The following is a 17,791-nucleotide window of genomic DNA, read 5'->3' on the forward strand; positions in this document are numbered from 1 at the left end:
AATAAAAATGCCAGCTCGTGGGCTGGCATTTTGAACTGGGGATGTACACAATGAAACAAAAGGGTCAGGCGACCGCTGCTGCCTCGAGTTCCAGAGGCACAATCAAACTAGCGTGATTGCCTTTTGGCCCCTGATGTACATCAAACCTGACAGTTTGTCCGGCTTTAAGCGTTCTGTAACCATCCATCTGAATGGTGGAGTAATGCGCGAAGATATCTTCGCCGCCGCCTTCTGGGCAGATAAAACCGAACCCTTTAGCGTTATTGAACCATTTAACAGTACCCGTCTCCATGCTTCTACATCCTTCGTAAATCTTATAAGTGAGATGGAATGAACCGGTGGGGTGAGGGCGGGCTGTTCAAAACCTCGCCACCTCACGCTTGTACAATGTAGATAATTTAACCATGTCGTCAAGCGTTGCACGGGGGGGTAAGAATGAAAATGAGTCAAAAATTTGAAGCAGTTAACGCTATTGTGATTAATGTGACAGAACTCTCTATTGTTAGTGACTGTGCCTTTTTAACACGATGACTCGCGTTCACTGAAAGCGTATTACACTCAACCTATGGGCTTCGCCTTAATGACAATGGGCGATTTAACATGATGACGATTTGCAATGGGTAAGACGAACGATTGGTTGGATTTCGACCAGCTGGTGGGTGACAAACTGCGCGAAGCGCTAAAGCCACCGTCGATGTATAAAGTGATGTTAATGAACGATGACTACACGCCGATGGAATTTGTTATTGACGTGCTGCAAAAGTTCTTTTCTTATGATGTAGAACGTGCAACGCAATTGATGCTCACTGTGCACTATCAGGGTAAAGCTATCTGTGGCATTTTTACTGCAGAAGTAGCGGAAACCAAAGTCGCGTTAGTGAACCAGTACGCAAGGGAGCATGAGCATCCGCTGCTGTGTACGCTAGAAAAAGCCTGAAGAAGGCAAAATTTGGGGGAGGTGCCTATGCTCAATCAAGAACTGGAACTCAGTTTAAATATGGCTTTCGCCAGAGCGCGCGAGCACCGACATGAGTTTATGACTGTCGAGCACCTGTTGCTGGCTTTGCTCAGCAACCCGTCAGCTCGCGAAGCGCTGGAAGCGTGTAGCGTAGATCTGGTGGCGCTACGACAGGAACTCGAGGCCTTCATCGAACAAACCACACCGGTTCTGCCAGCCAGTGAAGAAGAGCGTGATACTCAACCTACGCTTAGCTTCCAGCGTGTGCTGCAACGTGCGGTGTTCCACGTCCAGTCTTCTGGTCGCAGTGAAGTCACTGGCGCAAACGTGCTGGTGGCTATTTTCAGCGAACAGGAATCCCAGGCAGCGTATCTGCTGCGTAAACATGAAGTCAGCCGCCTTGATGTGGTGAACTTTATCTCTCACGGTACACGTAAAGACGAACCTAATCAGGCACCGGGTGCAGATAATCCGGTCAATGAAGAGCAAGCAGGCGGGGAGGAACGTATGGAAAACTTCACCACCAATCTCAACCAGCTTGCACGTGTGGGAGGGATCGATCCGCTGATTGGCCGCGAGAAAGAGTTAGAGCGCGCCATTCAGGTTCTGTGCCGTCGCCGTAAAAACAACCCGCTGTTAGTGGGTGAATCAGGCGTAGGTAAAACGGCGATTGCTGAAGGTCTTGCCTGGCGTATTGTGCAGGGCGATGTTCCGGAAGTGATTGCCGATTGCACCATTTATTCGCTGGATATCGGTTCGCTGCTGGCGGGTACCAAATATCGTGGTGACTTTGAAAAACGTTTCAAAGCGCTGCTAAAACAGCTCGAACAGGATCAAAATAGCATCCTGTTTATCGATGAAATTCATACCATTATCGGTGCGGGTGCCGCGTCCGGTGGGCAAGTTGATGCCGCAAACTTGATTAAGCCGCTGCTGTCGAGTGGCAAGATCCGGGTTATCGGTTCAACCACTTACCAGGAATTCAGCAATATCTTCGAAAAAGACCGTGCTCTGGCCCGTCGCTTCCAGAAAATTGATATTACTGAGCCAAGCGTTGAAGAAACCGTGCAGATTATTAACGGCCTGAAACCGAAATACGAAGCGCACCACGACGTGCGTTATACCGCGAAAGCGATTCGTGCGGCGGTAGAACTGGCGGTGAAATATATTAACGATCGCCATCTTCCCGATAAAGCGATTGACGTTATCGACGAAGCCGGGGCTCGCAGCCGCCTGATGCCGGTGAGTAAACGTAAGAAAACGGTCAATGTCTCAGACATTGAAACCGTGGTCGCACGTATTGCCCGTATCCCTGAGAAAAGCGTATCAGCGAGCGACCGCGATACGCTGCGTAGCCTTGATGACCGCCTGAAAATGCTGGTGTTTGGCCAGGATAAAGCCATTGAGGCGTTAACCGAAGCCATCAAAATGAGCCGTGCCGGATTGGGGCACGATCACAAGCCTGTCGGTTCATTCCTGTTTGCCGGGCCAACAGGTGTCGGTAAAACGGAAGTCACCGTGCAGCTGGCGAAATCACTGGGCATCGAATTGCTGCGCTTTGATATGTCGGAATACATGGAACGCCATACGGTGAGCCGTTTGATTGGCGCACCTCCGGGTTACGTTGGTTTCGACCAGGGCGGCTTGTTGACGGATGCGGTCATTAAACATCCTCACTCTGTGTTGCTGCTCGATGAAATCGAAAAAGCGCACCCCGATGTCTTTAACCTGTTATTGCAGGTGATGGATAACGGTACGCTGACCGATAACAACGGGCGTAAAGCGGATTTCCGTAACGTGATTCTGGTGATGACCACTAACGCCGGTGTACGTGAAACTGAGCGTAAGTCTATTGGCTTGATTCGTCAGGACAACAGCACTGACGCGATGGAAGAGATCAAGAAGATCTTTACCCCAGAATTCCGTAACCGTCTGGACAACATTATTTGGTTCAACCATCTGTCTACAGATGTGATTCACCAGGTAGTCGACAAGTTTATTGTTGAGCTTCAGGTGCAGTTGGATCAGAAAGGTGTGTCGCTGGAAGTGAGCCAGGAAGCCCGTGATTGGCTGGCAGAAAAAGGCTATGACCGCGCAATGGGCGCACGTCCAATGACGCGTGTTATTCAGGACAATCTGAAGAAACCGCTGGCGAACGAACTGTTGTTTGGTTCCCTGGTGGATGGTGGGCAAGTGACGGTAGCTCTGGATAAAGAGAATCAGAAACTGATTTATAATTTCCATGGTGCGCAGAAACATAAACCGGAAACGGCTCATTAATCCAAAGTACGCAGATATAAAAAAAGGCCAGGTTAATCACCTGGCCTTTCTATTATTGAATTTCTAAAACTAATTTTTTACGCCGCCCGTTGTTTCCGCAGCGCTAAATAAAACTATCAGCGACTACGGAAGACAATGCGGCCTTTGCTCAGGTCGTACGGGGTCAGCTCTACAGTGACTTTGTCACCCGTCAGGATGCGGATATAGTTTTTACGCATTTTACCGGAGATATGAGCGGTTACCACGTGCCCGTTTTCCAGCTCAACGCGGAACATGGTGTTAGGTAACGTATCAAGAACGGTACCCTGCATTTCAATATTGTCTTCTTTGGCCATCTAATCCTCGAGGGTATCACTACCATAGTTTTGAACCGGCAAGATAATGCCCAAGTTCACGTATCATGTAAAGAATTGTTGGTGAAATCACCAGCGAAAGTGCAATTTGCGCATTACCCAAAACCCACTCAAAAGCTGCACTATAGGCGCTTACGATGAGGGCTGCGAAGAGATAAACGATGGGCTGTCCCTGTTAAAGCTAATCCCATACGGCGGCGGGGTAATGAGCAGAGCTCACTCTGCGGGGCTAATTATAACACTCTTAACAGTAATGTGCCGTAAACATTATCGTTACGACAGGATTTGTGGTACCCAGCAATAAGATGCAAGCTGATGTGGGCGAAATATGGACAGCTGCTCCAGATATTCGCGGCGAGGAATTTCTATCGCCCCAAGCGATGCGGTATGAGCATTAAGCACCTGGCAATCAATAAGCTTGCCGCCATAACTCATAAAGTGCTGGCAGAATACCAGCAGAGCCGTTTTTGAGGCATTTTCCCGACGGCTAAACATGGATTCGCCACAGAACAACGCACCTTGTGCCACGCCGTACATGCCACCGACTAGCTCATTATCCTCCCAAACTTCAACCGAATGCGCATGCCCCAACTCATGCAGCCGTTTATAGGCGTCAATGATATCAGGAGTTATCCAGGTGCCTTCATCGCGGTCGTCGGCACATTCGCTAATCACGCGTTCGAAAGCATGGTTAAGCGTGATGCGGTATGGGGAGTTTCTATGGAATCGCTTCATGCTGCGGCTGAGATGAAATTGCTCAGGAAAAAGCACCGCACGTGGATCGGGCGACCACCATAAAATAGGGTCGCCAGGCGAGAACCACGGAAAGATGCCGCGCTGATAAGCCATCAACAAACGAGCCGGGCTTAAATCGCCCCCGAGCGCCAGTAACCCATTAGGTTCACGCAACGCGCCTTCCGGTGAGGGGAAGGCGATTGAGTCACGGGAAAGCTGAATAAGGCGCATGACGTCCAAACTCCAGGGAGCAATAATTATTGATAATAGACTAACTACCGGGTCTACAAACGCTGGTGGAAATGATAATAACGTCCACCGCTCGCCATTAATTCTGCGTGAGTACCTTGCTCAATAATTTGCCCGTTGTCCATCACAATTACACTGTCGAAATCTGCCAATCCACGCAGGCGATGGGTGACCATCAATACTGTTTTATCTTTGGTGACTTCAGCCAGCAAATCAAGAACCTGGCGCTCAGTTTCCGCATCTAAACCCTCGGTTGGTTCGTCAAGTAAGAACAGCGGGGCATCGTGCAGTAAAGCACGCGCAATGGCTAAGCGGCGCAATTCGCCACCCGAAAGCTGGCGACCGCCTTCACCCAGCCAGCTATTGAGGCCTGCATCGTCCAGTAACTTCTCAAGGCCAACGCAAGTCAGGACTCGACTTAAATCTTCATCGCTGGCCTGTGGTGCAGCAAGCAGCAAGTTGTCGCGCAGTGTGGCACTAAACAAATGAACGCGTTGCGATACGACACTGGTGGACGCGCGTAATGCCGTTTCATCAAACTGGCTCAGCGCTTCACCATTCAGGCGGATCTCGCCTTGCTGACATTCCCAGGCGCGCGTCAGCAATTGCAGCAGTGTCGATTTACCGCAACCGGTACGCCCCAAAATAGCTATGTGTTGGCCTGCCTCAACCTTGAGCGAGATACCCCGAAGTGCCATTTGAGACTGTTCGGGCCAGGCAAAACTCAGATTGTTAATCTCCAGAGTCACGTGCTCAGGAATTGCATGAGGTTGTTCGGTAAAAATCACTTCGGGTTTTTGACTGGTAATTTCAGTCACGCGCAGTGCGGAGGCGATAACCTGGCCAAGATGCTGAAAAGCTCCGGTGACCGGTGCCAGCGCTTCGAATGCAGCCAGCGCGCAGAACACAAACAGCGCGATAAGTGCGCCTGGTGTGGTATTTCCACCCACGCCCTCGGCTGCCATCCACAGCATCAAGATGACGGCGATACCGCTGATTAGCAGCATGATGGCTTGTGACAGTGCTGTAAGCTCGGCCTGGCGGCGTTGCCCTTCTTGCCAGTGATCCTCCGTTTTATCCAGTTGCTCACGATAACGTTGGGAGGCACCAAAAATGGTTAGTTCAGCATGGCCTTGTAACCAGGCGGTGAGTTGCTGGCGATATTGCCCGCGTTGCGCGGTAATCGCCTCGCCGGTGGCTTTCCCTGCGTAATAAAATATTGGCGGAAGCAAAACTAAGGTTGCCAGTAAAATCGCGCCTAAGGTGAGGGCTAATTGTACGTCCAGCCAGCTCAAACCAAAGGTCACCACTACGATCACCACAAACGCACCGACCATTGGTGAAATCACACGCAGGTAAAGGTGATCCAGGGTATCGACGTCTGCAACTAAGCGATTGAGTAATTCACCCTGGCGAAAACGCGCCAGCCCAGCAGGGGAGAGTGGGAGCAGTTTGCTAAATGTGGAAACACGCAAATGTTGAAGTACGCGGAATGTCGCATCATGGCTGACAAGACGCTCAAAATAACGCCCCGCAGTACGGGTAATTGCACCGCCCCGAACGCCTGCTGCAGGTAGCATATAGTTAAAACTATAAATCCCCGCGACACCGACAACCGCCGAGGCCGAGAGGAACCAGCCTGACAAAGTCAGCAGCCCAATGCTGGCCAGAAGAGTGACAATCGCTAACACCACGCCAAGCATCAGTAGCCATTTATGACGGCCGTACAGCGCTAAATAGGGGAGTAAAGCTCGCATTAGATTTCCTCCTGGCGATGAGCCAGTAACGTCGCAAACGGGCCTTCCTGTGCGGCAAGCGTGGCGAAATCCCCTTGTTGTACGATACGACCTTCGCGCATCACCCAAACCTCGTCCCAGTCGTTGATGTAATCCAACTGGTGAGTCACCATCAATGTGGTTTGCTGACGGGAAGCGCTACTTAACGCGTCCATCACACGCTGCTCACTGTGGGCGTCCAGACTTGCAGCCGGTTCATCCAGCAACAGCAATCCACATGGCATCAGCAATGCGCGCGCGACGGCTACCCGCTGGGCTTGCCCAACAGACAAACGCGCAGCTGCTTCACCCAGCGGTGTATCAACCCCTTGTGGTAGCAACGGGAGGAACTCACTGACAGAGGCTTTGTCCAGGGCAGCAGTTAGCTGCTCAGCACTGGCACTGGGTGCCGCTAACAGCACATTTTCGCGGATAGTAGGAGCCGGAAGCTGCGGGTTTTGTCCAACCCAACTGAGTTGTTCACGCCACCATTTCTGGTCAAGGGCCGAAAGATCTACACCATTAATCAGCAATTGGCCTTGATAGGGCAAAAAGCCAGACAACACGTTGAGCAGTGAACTTTTACCTGCACCGCTTTGCCCGACCAGCACCACACGTTGTCCGGCTGAAAGGGTGAAATTCAGTGGTCCTGCGAGAGTTTTATCTTCAGTTGATAGAATGACCAAATCACGAGCTTCAATGCTGATTGGCTCGTTATTATTGAATTTTGCTGTGCCTTGTTTGCGTTGCTGCAATGGCGCATCAAGGAAGGTCATCAGGCTGTCGGCCGCTCCCACCGCTTGTGCTTTAGCATGATAAAAAGTGCCCAGATCGCGTAGCGGTTGGAAAAACTCCGGGGCTAAAATCAACGCCAGGAAACCGGCAAATAACGTTACGCCAGTACTGTAATGACCAAAGTTCAGCTCGCCGAGATACGAAAAGCCGAAGTAAACCGCGACCAGTGCGATGGACAGAGAAGCGAAAAATTCCAGCACGCCAGAAGACAGAAATGCCAGGCGTAATACTTCCATAGTGCGCTGACGGAAGTCCTGAGATGCCGCGCGGATATTCTCCGTTTCGGCATTGCCACGGTTAAACAAACGCAAGGTTTCCATACCACGCAGGCGGTCAAGAAAATGCCCGCTCAGCCTCGCAAGCGCCTGGAAGTTACGGCGGTTAGCATCTGCGGCACCCATACCTACCATCGCCATGAACAACGGGATCAGCGGTGCGGTGCAAAGCAGAATCAGGGCTGCAACCCAGTTAGATGGGAAAATGGCGATTAAAATCAACACGGGTACCATGACCGCAAGCGACATTTGCGGCAGATAACGTGCGTAGTAATCGTGCATATCTTCGATTTGTTCCAGCACCAGGGTTGCCCAACTGCCGACCGGTTTCCCGTGGATCCAGGCTGGCCCTGCTTGATGGACGCGATCGAGTACTTGCCGGCGAATCTCCTGACGAATGTGCAACCCAGCGTAAAAACCGACTTTTTCACGTAGCCACACGACCCAGGCGCGCAATACAAAAATCAGTATCAGGATAACGAAAAGCAACAGCAGAGCTTCCCGGGGAATGTTTTCCATGATCATGTGTTGCAGCATCCGGGCAAGCAGCCAGGCTTGAGCAACAATCAATAACCCACTGACCAGCCCTAAAAAACGGGAAAGCCCCAACCAGCGGCGAGAGATAATGCTTTGTTTTTTTAGCCAGCGGCTAAGTTCTTGTTGACGGGTTTTATTCATGGATGCCAGTGCAGGTAGCTAATTAATTATCAGGCAAAATTTGCGGGCAATGTTACAACGCAGGCGAAAGAAAGGCGACCTATTCAGTCGCCTTTACGTATCTTCAAACTGCCGGTTAAGGCGGGGAGAGTTACTTATTCTGTTCGGCAAGTCCGTCCAGGTAGCGTTCGGCATCCAGTGCAGCCATACAACCGGTGCCCGCAGAGGTAATCGCCTGACGGTAGATATGGTCCATTACGTCGCCTGCCGCGAACACACCAGGAATGCTGGTTTGTGTGGCATTACCGTGAATACCAGACTGCACTTTGATGTAGCCATTTTCCAGTTCGAGCTGATCGGCAAAGATTGACGTATTCGGACTATGTCCGATCGCCACGAACAAACCTGCAACTTCTAACTCTTCAGTGGTATCGGTGTTGTGAACGTCACGCAGACGCAGACCACTGACACCCATTTGATCACCAGTAACTTCATCTAAAGTCCGGTTGGTGTGCAGCACGATGTTGCCGTTCTTCACCTTTTCCATCAGACGGTTGATGAGGATTTTTTCGGCTCGGAAGCTGTCACGGCGGTGAATCAGATGCACTTCTGAGGCAATATTTGCCAGATAAAGCGCTTCTTCAACAGCGGTGTTACCGCCACCAATTACCGCAACTTTTTGATTGCGATAGAAGAAGCCATCACACGTTGCGCAGGCTGAAACGCCACGACCTTTAAACGCTTCCTCAGAAGGCAGACCCAGGTATCGGGCAGAAGCTCCGGTCGCGATGATCAACGCATCGCAAGTATATTCGCCGCTGTCACCCGTCAGACGGAATGGACGGTTTTGCAGATCCACTTTAGAGATGTGGTCGAACAGGATCTCTGTTTCGAACTTGGTTGCGTGTTCGTGCATGCGCTCCATTAACGCAGGGCCTGTCAGGTCGTTAGGATCACCCGGCCAGTTCTCAACTTCGGTGGTCGTGGTCAACTGACCACCTTTTTCCATCCCGGTAATCAAAACGGGCTTGAGGTTGGCGCGAGCCGCGTAGACTGCTGCGGTGTAGCCCGCAGGGCCGGAGCCAAGAATTAGCAATTTACTGTGTTTAGCGGTGCCCATGAGATCCTCATTGTTCGTTGGCAGACAATCGAGGGATTGTAGGGAATTTGGCGGGTTAAAAAAAGGGTGAACGGTTGGTGTTGGCGATTATGTTAACTATATGTGCAATAGCTGTGTTCAATCAGCCGCGGTGAATATCGCGAAAGCGCATAAAAATCCACCTAAACAGGCTAAATACTCAGGTTGCTAAAGTGATGAATAATCGTCAAGTAGCCCAGATATATGGCACGTTCCACTAATTTTAGATGTTTTGCTTTGACAATCCGCTAAGCATTTGCGAAAACATTCGAGGAAGAAAAACATTTGGTGTGGCGTTTTGAAATATTCACGCATACCTGATGCAAATTTACCGGGTTATTGAAATCTACTCATGGCGTGGACAGACGCCATGAGTGATGTCGCTAGCAGCCGTTGGGCACCGGTCTTCTCACGTACTCCCGGAACAGTGACGTTACCAGGGTTATGGCAGGTGAAGGAAGGAACACAGAGAGACTATAATAATGGTAGATAGCAAGAAGCGCCCTGGCAAAGATCTCGACCGCATCGATCGTAACATCCTTAATGAACTACAGAAGGATGGGCGTATTTCTAACGTCGAGCTTTCTAAACGAGTAGGGCTTTCACCGACTCCGTGCCTTGAGCGCGTGCGTCGTCTGGAACGACAGGGTTTCATCCAGGGCTATACCGCTCTGCTGAACCCGCATTATCTGGATGCATCACTTCTGGTTTTTGTTGAGATTACTCTGAATCGTGGCGCCCCGGATGTGTTTGAGCAATTTAATGCCGCAGTTCAAAAACTTGAAGAAATTCAAGAGTGTCATTTGGTATCCGGTGATTTTGACTATTTGTTGAAAACCCGTGTGCCGGATATGTCTGCGTACCGCAAATTACTAGGCGAAACCTTGTTACGACTGCCAGGTGTGAACGATACCCGTACCTATGTAGTCATGGAAGAGGTCAAACAGAGTAATCGTCTGGTTATTAAGACCCGTTAACACGGGCCAGGTGCAAAATCTGCGTATTTTGGTTACACTCCTGGTAATTCATACAGCAACAGTGCCGGGAATGCCCGGCACTGTTGCTCTCCATATTTATTAAGGACCTGGAGAGTCTTACTTGAGCCAGGAATACACCGAAGAAAAAGAAGTTACATTGAGGAAACTCAGCAGCGGGCGTCGGGCATTAGAGGCGTTACTGCTCCTTGTTGCCATTTTTGCCGTCTATTTGATGGCGGCGTTGCTTAGTTTCAATCCTTCCGATCCTAGTTGGTCACAAACCGCATGGCACGAACCTATTCATAATTTAGGTGGAATGCCGGGGGCGTGGATGGCTGACACTTTGCTGTTCATCTTTGGCGTAATGGCCTACACCATTCCGGTCATCATTATCGGTGCGTGTTGGTTCACTTTCCGCAACAGAGATAGCGAAGAGTTCATCGATTATTTCGCCGTTTCTATGCGCCTGATTGGTGTACTGGCGATGGTGCTCACCGCTTGCGGCCTTGCGGCAATTAACGCCGATGACATCTGGTATTTCGCCTCGGGCGGGGTTATCGGTAGTTTGCTCAGCACTGCAATGATGCCCCTTCTCAACAGCAGCGGCGGCACTATTGCGTTGTTGTGTGTATGGGCGGCAGGGTTAACGCTGTTTACCGGTTGGTCCTGGGTCAGCATTGCTGAAAAAATTGGTAGCGCGACCCTGAGCGTGCTCACTTTTGCCAGTAATCGTACTCGTCGGGATAACACCTGGCAGGATGATGACTACGACTATGAAGATGAAAAACACGACGAAGAGCATGCGCCAGATGTTGAAAAGCGTGAGTCTCGTCGTGCGCGTATTTTGCGTGGCGCATTAGCCCGTAAACAGCGTATCTCTGAAAAATTTGCCAATCCAAACGCACGTAAAACAGATTCTGCGCTGTTTTCTGGTAAGCGTATGGACGACGCTGACGATGACGTTTTGTTCTCAAATAACAAAGCGACGCTTCCGGAAGATGACGTCCTGTTTTCTGGTAACAAAGCCACACTGCCGGAAAGCGAAGAGTACGATCCGCTTCTACACGGCCAGTCAATTGTTGCGCCTGTGGCTGCTACAGCCGCCGCGGCGATGGCTAATACGGCATATGCGGCTCCAGTTATGCCAACGGCAACCGTGCCACCGGTTACGGCCCCAGCTCCAGAAGTTGAGTTTTCGCCTGCAATAGCCTGGGAGCCTGCTCCAACCACAGTGACACCAGAACCGGTGATTGCGCCTGCACCAGAGAATTACACTTCGCCGTACGCTGCGGACCAGAACGTTCCGCAACAGGAAGCCAGTCATTGGGCAGAACCTGTTAGTGAGCCACCTGCTGTTGAACCTCCGCATGCGGAACCTGCTTATTTTGAACCATCTCCGGTAGAGCCTGTCGCCCAGCCAGAGCCTGTTGAAGAAATAAAACCGGCAGCCCGCCCGCCGCTTTACCATTTTGAAGAAATCGAAGAGCGACGCGCGCGTGAGCGTGAACAACTGGCTGCCTGGTATCAGCCAGTTAATGAACCTAAGCCTGACCCATATGGTTATGATCAAAACCCTGCGTTTGCGCAGACAACGCCTGTTCAAATGCCTCAAAGCAGTACTCCGACAATTCCGCAAGGTGGCTTCGATACGTCACCCGCGGTGCCAACCCCTGGTGCCTCTGTTCCACAGGATGTAAAGGATGTGGCAAAAGTGGTCGGCGTCGCTGCGGCCTTCAGCCCGGTATTTAGCATCGCCAGTGACGCGCCTCGTCCACAAACCAAAGAAGGTATTGGCCCGCAATTACCTCGGCCAAATCGTGTGCGTGTTCCTACTCGCCGTGAGCTTGCTTCATACGGAATTAAGTTGCCTTCACAGCGAATGGCTGAAGAGGAAGCTCGTCGTCAGAATGGCATGGACATCGAAGATGACTATGCTGACGAAGCCGAAGAACTTCAGCAGCATGAACTTGCTCGCCAGTTCGCCGCTCAACAACACCAGCGTTACGGTGAAGAGCATGAAGACGACTCTTTGCAGCAAGATGAGGATGAAGCCGAGCAGGCTGAGTTAGCACGTCAGTTTGCGGCGCAACAGCAGCAACGCTATTCAGCTACACAGCAGCAATCCCAGCAGCAAGAGCCGAATAATGTGCCGTTCTCACTGGATGATTTTGATTTCTCACCAATGAAAACGTTAGTCAACGATGGGCCAAGCGAGCCATTGTTTACGCCGAGCCCGGTTGAAGAACCTGTTCGTACTCAGCCTCAGCAAAGCTGGCAGGCTGTGCAACCGCAAAGTGCGCCACAGCAACAACAGCAACAACCCGCACCGGTTGCCGCACCATCGGTACATGAAAGCTTGATCCATCCTTTCTTAATGAGAAATGGTGATGATCGTCCGTTGCAGCGTCCTACCACACCTTTACCATCCCTGGACTTGTTGACATCTCCGCCAGCAGAAGTTGAACCAGTGGATACCTTTGCACTCGAGCAAATGGCGCGTCTGGTGGAAGCTCGTCTTGCGGATTACCGGATTAAAGCCGATGTTGTGGATTACTCTCCAGGTCCCGTCATCACACGCTTTGAGCTTGATTTAGCACCTGGTGTAAAAGCCGCCCGTATTTCCAATTTGTCTCGAGATCTGGCGCGTTCACTGTCAACCGTCGCGGTGCGTGTAGTTGAGGTTATTCCGGGTAAACCTTATGTTGGTCTGGAGTTACCGAACAAGAAACGCCAGACCGTTTACCTGCGCGAAGTGCTGGATTGCGCCAAGTTCCGTGAAAGTGCTTCACCGTTAACCGTGGTGCTGGGTAAAGATATCGGTGGTGAGCCAGTTATTGCCGATCTGGCGAAGATGCCACACTTGCTGGTTGCCGGTACCACGGGTTCCGGTAAATCTGTTGGCGTAAACGCCATGATCCTCAGCATGTTGTATAAAGCGACACCTGAAGAAGTCCGCTTTATCATGATCGACCCGAAAATGCTTGAGCTCTCAGTTTATGAAGGTATTCCACATCTGTTGACTGAAGTCGTTACAGATATGAAAGACGCCGCTAATGCATTGCGTTGGAGCGTTAATGAAATGGAACGCCGCTACAAACTGATGTCAGCGTTGGGCGTGCGAAATCTGGCAGGTTACAACGAACGCGTGCTGGAAGCCGAGCGCATGGGCCGTCCAATTCCAGACCCATTCTGGAAGCCGGGCGACAGCATGGAAGTTGCCCATCCAATGCTTGAAAAACTGCCGTATATCGTCGTTCTGGTGGATGAATTTGCTGACCTGATGATGACGGTAGGCAAGAAAGTCGAAGAGTTGATTGCTCGTCTGGCTCAGAAAGCTCGTGCGGCGGGTATTCACCTTGTGCTGGCGACCCAGCGCCCGTCGGTTGATGTGATTACCGGCCTGATTAAAGCCAACATCCCGACGCGTGTGGCGTTTACGGTGTCGAGCAAAATTGACTCCCGTACCATTCTTGACCAGGCCGGTGCTGAGTCACTGCTGGGAATGGGGGATATGCTTTATTCCGGGCCAAACTCTACATTGCCAGTGCGTGTGCATGGCGCGTTTGTCCGAGATCAGGAAGTGCATGCAGTCGTTCAGGACTGGAAAGCACGTGGTCGCCCACAATATATCACCGGTATTACTTCAGATAACGAAAGTGAAGGTGGCGCGGGTGGCGGTCTTGACGGTGATGAAGAGCTCGATCCGTTGTTTGACCAGGCTGTTGCTTTTGTGGTCGAAAAACGTAAAGCGTCTATTTCTGGTGTTCAGCGTCAGTTCCGTATCGGTTATAACCGTGCCGCTCGAATCGTTGAGCAGATGGAAGCTCAGGGAATCGTGAGCCCGCAAGGTCATAACGGTAACCGCGAAGTACTTGCTCCACCGCCATTTGAGTAACCCTGAGCACAAGTGTCGTTGTTGCGGCGCTTGTGCAAAGAAGGGTAAATTACCGGAAAATCAGTTTTTTCTTCTGTTGCACCTGAATATCTCTCAACTAGAGTGGGCAGCAGAAATGCCACAGTGCAGTCGCTTTGTGGTGCATGAATTTTAAGGGATCATAATGAAAAAAATCGCTATTACTTGTGCTTTGTTGACTGCTCTAACAGCTACATCTGTCTGGGCTGATGCCGCAGGTGACCTGAAAATGCGTCTGGACAAAGTCAGCAGTTTCCACGCCAGCTTCACCCAAAAAGTGACCGACGGCAGTGGTGCAGCAGTCCAGGAAGGTCAGGGTGATTTGTGGGTTAAGCGTCCTAATCTGTTCAACTGGCATATGACTCAGCCCGATGAAAGCATTCTGGTTTCAGATGGTAAAACACTGTGGTTCTATAACCCGTTTGTTGAGCAAGTCAGTGCGACCTGGTTGAAAGATGCGACCGGTAATACGCCGTTTATGTTGATTGCACGTAACCAAAGCAGCGACTGGCAGCAGTACAACATCAAGCAAAGTGGTGATGATTTCATGCTGACGCCAAAAACCAGCGCCGGCAATCTCAAGCAGTTCACCATAAATGTTGGGCGCGACGGGACTATCCACCAGTTCAGTGCCATTGAGCAAGATGATCAACGCAGCAGCTATGCGCTGAAAACTCAGCAAAATGGCGCAGTGGATATGAGCAAGTTTACGTTTACCCCGCCTAAAGGCGTGACGGTGGACGATCAACGTAAGTAGAGGTATGAGTGAGCAACCTGTCGCTCGATTTTTCTGAGAATACCTTCCAGCCTCTGGCCGCGCGTATGCGGCCGGAGAACCTCGCACAATACATCGGTCAACAACATCTGCTCGCCTCTGGCAAACCGCTTCCAAAAGCTATCGAAGCGGGACATCTCCATTCGATGATTTTATGGGGACCACCGGGTACGGGTAAAACCACGCTTGCAGAAGTGATTGCTCACTATGCTGACGCAGATGTTGAACGTATTTCAGCTGTGACTTCCGGGGTGAAAGAAATCCGCGAAGCCATAGAGCGCGCGCGACAGAACCGCAACGCGGGGCGCCGCACTATCCTGTTTGTCGATGAAGTCCATCGCTTCAACAAAAGCCAACAAGACGCTTTTTTGCCGCACATTGAAGATGGCACCATCACGTTTATTGGTGCCACCACTGAAAACCCCTCGTTCGAGCTGAATTCAGCGCTATTGTCACGTGCGCGCGTTTATTTGCTCAAATCGCTCACCACGGAAGATATTGAAAAAGTACTCGACCAGGCGATGAACGATGCTGCACGCGGTTATGGTGGGCAAAATATTGTTCTGCCGGATGAGACTCGTCTTGCAATTGCAGAACTGGTAAACGGTGATGCCCGTCGCGCGTTGAATACGCTCGAAATGATGGCGGATATGGCTGAAACCGATGCGAGTGGCAACCGTGTTCTACAAATTGCGCTTTTGACAGAAATTGCAGGGGAACGCAGCGCGCGCTTTGATAACAAAGGTGACCGTTTCTACGATTTAATTTCTGCATTGCATAAGTCAGTGCGCGGTTCATCACCTGACGCTGCACTGTATTGGTATGCACGCATTATTACCGCGGGCGGCGATCCGCTGTATGTTGCACGCCGTTTGCTGGCTATTGCCTCCGAAGATGTCGGTAATGCCGATCCGCGTGGCATGCAGGTCGCTATTTCTGCGTGGGATTGTTTTACCCGCGTAGGCCCGGCAGAAGGCGAGCGCGCGATTGCACAGGCTATCGTTTATCTCGCATGTGCCCCAAAAAGTAATGCGGTCTACACGGCATTCAAAGCGGCAATGGCCGATGCACGTGAACGCCCGGATTACGACGTTCCGGTTCATCTTCGTAATGCGCCAACTAAACTGATGAAAGAAATGGGATATGGTCAGGAGTATCGATATGCTCATGACGAACCCAATGCCTACGCATCTGGTGAGGTCTACTTCCCGCAGGAAATGGCACAAACACGCTATTATCAGCCGACAAACAGAGGTCTTGAGGGCAAGATTGGTGAAAAGCTCGCCTGGCTTGCTGAACAGGATCAAAATAGCCCGACAAAACGCTACCGCTAATGCAGGCGTTGCGGTAAGGTTAGCAAGAATATCAATGCGGTTGCAGGCTGTAACCGCACCCCTCCATTAATTCGATAAGCACAGGATAAGCATGCTCGATCCCAATCTGCTGCGTACAGAGCCAGACGCAGTCGCTGAAAAACTGGCACGCCGAGGCTTTAAGCTGGATGTAGAAACGCTGCGCTCTTTAGAAGAGCGTCGTAAAGTATTGCAGGTCAACACTGAAAATCTGCAGGCTGAACGTAACTCGCGATCGAAATCCATTGGCCAGGCGAAAGCGCGCGGGGAAGATATTGAGCCGTTGCGTTTGCAAGTCAACCAGTTGGGTGAAGAGCTGGATGCAGCGAAAAATGAGCTTGATGTCTTACTGGCAGAAATCCGCGATATCGCGTTGACGCTGCCTAACATCCCGGACGATTGTGTGCCGATGGGTAAAGACGACAGCGAAAACGTTGAAATCAGCCGCTGGGGTGAGCCACGTAAATTTGATTTTGAAGTGCGTGACCACGTTACGCTGGGTGAAATGGCTAAAGGCTTGGATTTTGCCTCTGCGGTTAAACTGACCGGTTCTCGCTTCGTTGTGATGCAAGGGCAGATTGCTCGTATGCATCGTGCGCTGAGCCAGTTCATGCTCGATTTGCACACCGAACAACATGGTTACATTGAAAACTATGTTCCGTATCTGGTGAACCATGACACGCTGTACGGTACTGGCCAACTGCCTAAATTTGCAGGCGATCTGTTCCATACTCGTCCACTGGAAGAAGAAGCAGGTGCCAGCAACTACGCGTTGATTCCAACGGCGGAAGTGCCGTTGACTAACCTGGTGCGTGACGAAATTCTCGATGACGAATCTTTGCCACTGAAAATGACTGCTCATACCCCATGCTTCCGTTCTGAAGCCGGTTCTTATGGCCGTGATACGCGTGGTTTGATTCGTATGCACCAGTTCGACAAAGTCGAAATGGTTCAGATCGTGCGCCCAGAAGATTCCATGGATGCGTTGGAAGAGTTGACTGGTCATGCAGAGAAAGTGCTGCAACTGTTGAATCTGCCGTACCGTAAAGTGCTGCTTTGCTCTGGTGATATAGGCTTTGGCGCGATGAAAACCTACGACCTGGAAGTGTGGCTGCCCGCGCAGGACACCTATCGTGAAATCTCTTCTTGCTCCAACTGTGGGGATTTCCAGGCGCGTCGCATGCAGGCTCGTTGCCGCAGCAAAGCAGATAAGAAAACCCGTCTGGTGCATACACTGAACGGTTCTGGTTTGGCTGTGGGTCGTACTCTGGTTGCTGTACTGGAAAACTACCAACAGGCAGATGGCCGTATTGAAGTGCCTGAAGTGTTGCGTCCGTACATGAAAGGGCTTGAGTACATCGGCTAATGTATTGATGTCAAAACATTCTTAATAAGCGCCTTAGGGCGCTTTTTTTATGTCTTAAAAAATCCGAAAATATGCGGATAATCCGCCTTTATTGACTCCAAACAATAACAAATACCTATTAATAAGTATTATTGCCCGAAGAAAGCGAGTGATGATATTTATAAATATTCATTAAAGTCATTTATCATTTGGT

General features: G+C 50.8%; 13 protein-coding genes. 7 read left to right on the forward strand and 6 right to left on the reverse strand.

Going from position 1 to position 17,791, the window contains the following annotated elements; all coding sequences use genetic code 11:
- Positions 1 to 64: 64 nt before the first annotated feature.
- Positions 65 to 292 (reverse strand): cold shock-like protein CspD, encoded by a 228-nt coding sequence (gene cspD / locus EC843_RS14950; protein ID WP_064548270.1) that lies wholly within the window; start codon positions 290 to 292, stop codon positions 65 to 67.
- A 324-nt stretch (positions 293 to 616) separates the two neighbouring features.
- Here cspD and clpS point away from each other — a divergent pair, with 324 nt between their 5' ends.
- Positions 617 to 937, forward strand: coding sequence for an ATP-dependent Clp protease adapter ClpS (gene clpS / locus EC843_RS14955; RefSeq protein ID WP_034456405.1), 321 nt, complete (start codon positions 617 to 619; stop codon positions 935 to 937).
- Between the two features lie 27 nt (positions 938 to 964).
- Positions 965 to 3,238: an ATP-dependent Clp protease ATP-binding subunit ClpA gene (clpA, locus tag EC843_RS14960; protein WP_064548268.1), complete on the forward strand. Its 2,274-nt coding sequence runs from the start codon at positions 965 to 967 to the stop codon at positions 3,236 to 3,238.
- A 116-nt stretch (positions 3,239 to 3,354) separates the two neighbouring features.
- Here the strand turns inward: clpA and infA are convergent, their stop codons facing one another.
- The 5 genes from infA to trxB all read right to left on the reverse strand — a co-directional run bounded on the left by infA (position 3,355) and on the right by trxB (position 9,197).
- A complete protein-coding gene (infA, locus tag EC843_RS14965) occupies positions 3,355 to 3,573 on the reverse strand; it encodes a translation initiation factor IF-1 (protein WP_002211347.1) in 219 nt (72 codons plus the stop codon).
- Positions 3,574 to 3,864: 291 nt separating this feature from the next.
- Positions 3,865 to 4,557 (reverse strand): leucyl/phenylalanyl-tRNA--protein transferase, encoded by a 693-nt coding sequence (gene aat, locus EC843_RS14970; protein ID WP_064548266.1) that lies wholly within the window; start codon positions 4,555 to 4,557, stop codon positions 3,865 to 3,867.
- A gap of 53 nt (positions 4,558 to 4,610) precedes the next feature.
- Positions 4,611 to 6,332 carry a cysteine/glutathione ABC transporter ATP-binding protein/permease CydC gene (gene cydC, locus EC843_RS14975; protein ID WP_133522493.1) on the reverse strand — a complete coding sequence of 574 codons (1,722 nt, stop codon included), beginning with the start codon at positions 6,330 to 6,332 and terminating at the stop codon, positions 4,611 to 4,613.
- Entirely contained in the window at positions 6,332 to 8,098 is a 1,767-nt protein-coding gene (gene cydD, locus EC843_RS14980) for a cysteine/glutathione ABC transporter permease/ATP-binding protein CydD (RefSeq protein ID WP_064548263.1), read from the reverse strand. The genes cydC and cydD overlap by 1 nt, the downstream gene beginning before the upstream one ends.
- Positions 8,099 to 8,228: 130 nt before the next feature.
- Positions 8,229 to 9,197 carry a thioredoxin-disulfide reductase gene (gene trxB / locus EC843_RS14985; protein WP_064548261.1) on the reverse strand — a complete coding sequence of 323 codons (969 nt, stop codon included), beginning with the start codon at positions 9,195 to 9,197 and terminating at the stop codon, positions 8,229 to 8,231.
- A gap of 500 nt (positions 9,198 to 9,697) precedes the next feature.
- Between trxB and lrp the strand changes: the two genes are divergently transcribed.
- From lrp to serS, 5 genes are all read left to right on the forward strand, one after another.
- Entirely contained in the window at positions 9,698 to 10,192 is a 495-nt protein-coding gene (gene lrp, locus EC843_RS14990; protein ID WP_000228469.1) for a leucine-responsive transcriptional regulator Lrp, read from the forward strand.
- A 121-nt stretch (positions 10,193 to 10,313) separates the two neighbouring features.
- Positions 10,314 to 14,087, forward strand: a complete 3,774-nt coding sequence (locus EC843_RS14995) for a DNA translocase FtsK 4TM domain-containing protein (protein ID WP_133522494.1) — start codon at positions 10,314 to 10,316, stop codon at positions 14,085 to 14,087.
- A gap of 163 nt (positions 14,088 to 14,250) precedes the next feature.
- Positions 14,251 to 14,862, forward strand: a complete 612-nt coding sequence (gene lolA / locus EC843_RS15000; RefSeq protein ID WP_064548257.1) for an outer membrane lipoprotein chaperone LolA — start codon at positions 14,251 to 14,253, stop codon at positions 14,860 to 14,862.
- Between the two features lie 8 nt (positions 14,863 to 14,870).
- Positions 14,871 to 16,214: a replication-associated recombination protein A gene (locus EC843_RS15005; RefSeq protein ID WP_133522495.1), complete on the forward strand. Its 1,344-nt coding sequence runs from the start codon at positions 14,871 to 14,873 to the stop codon at positions 16,212 to 16,214.
- A gap of 91 nt (positions 16,215 to 16,305) precedes the next feature.
- Complete coding sequence (gene serS / locus EC843_RS15010; RefSeq protein ID WP_064548253.1) at positions 16,306 to 17,598, forward strand: serine--tRNA ligase; 1,293 nt, start codon at positions 16,306 to 16,308, stop codon at positions 17,596 to 17,598.
- Positions 17,599 to 17,791: the final 193 nt, after the last annotated feature.

This window comes from Buttiauxella sp. JUb87, from assembly GCF_004361975.1.
GTDB classification, from domain to species: domain Bacteria; phylum Pseudomonadota; class Gammaproteobacteria; order Enterobacterales; family Enterobacteriaceae; genus Buttiauxella; species Buttiauxella ferragutiae.